Consider the following 954-nt stretch of genomic DNA (forward strand, 5'->3'; position numbering starts at 1 on the left):
GCCGGAATCGGCTTCGTTCGAGGCGACGAAGGCCTGGTTGTCGGGCAGCGTGTCGACGTTGACCGGCTCGCGGTTGACATAGACCAGCGGGATCTTGGCTGCGGCGGCGGCATCCGACATCGCCTGCGTGGCCGAAGTGTCGACCGGGTTGACGATGATGGCGTCGACGCCCGAAGCGGCGAAGTTCTTGATCTGGTCAAGCTGCTTGGCAACGTCGTTCTGCGCGTCCTCGACCTGCAGCTCGACGCCGCTCATACCCTTGGCCTGCTCGATCATGCCGTTGCGCAGCACGGTCAGGAAGTTGTCGTCGAACTTGGCCATCGACACGCCAACCTTGGCGGCCAGGGCGGATGAACTCATCAGCGCCGCGAAGGCGACGCCTAAAATCAATTTCTTCATTGTGTTTCTCCTCCACATATTGGTGTCCGGTTTCACCGATTTATCCGGAATCCCCGATCTCCCCGGGGAATCTCTCCCTGATGTCGTTTCTATTCCGGGTGACGCTTGCCGTTGGCTGGAACGTCAAACCCTCTGTTTGAAACAGATATTCCGGAACGAAAGAACCAAAATATACAGATGATGAAATATTTATTCCATTTCACATCGGGGCGTCAAGGGCGATTCCGCGGCCTGCGGGCCGATTTACGCATCGCTCTGATGGATTCTATCATTTGCCTCGGCACCTTGCGCGGCGGCTGGCTAGATGTTTTCCGGCAGATAGATGTCGAAGGGCAGAAAGGTCTGGCCCGGAGCGTTGGCGGCGCCGGTTTCGATGGCATGCGCCATCAGGTCGACGAGCTCACGGCATAAAGCGGCGAGCGGGGTCGAGATCACCATGGTGAGGATGTTGTCGGCGAGCGCCGCGCGCGACTCGGCGTTGATCTCGTTGCAGACGACCACCGGCATGGTCGCGGGCTTCGCTGCCCGCAGCGCCGAGACCGCGCCTTCCATGCC

At 59.9% G+C, this 954-nt stretch carries 1 protein-coding gene and 1 pseudogene; both read right to left on the reverse strand.

Features of this window, described 5'->3' with window-relative positions; translation table 11 throughout:
* Nucleotides 1–399: substrate-binding domain-containing protein (locus ENZ75_RS32975; RefSeq protein WP_164888229.1), on the reverse strand; the 399-nt coding region annotated here is incomplete at its 3' end.
* A gap of 300 nt (nucleotides 400–699) precedes the next feature.
* Nucleotides 700–954: pseudogene (locus ENZ75_RS32980) on the reverse strand (LacI family transcriptional regulator); the annotation flags it as partial.

It is taken from the genome of Mesorhizobium sp. M7A.F.Ca.CA.002.04.1.1 (genome assembly GCF_004022805.1).
Taxonomy (GTDB): Bacteria; Pseudomonadota; Alphaproteobacteria; order Rhizobiales; family Rhizobiaceae; genus Mesorhizobium; species Mesorhizobium ciceri.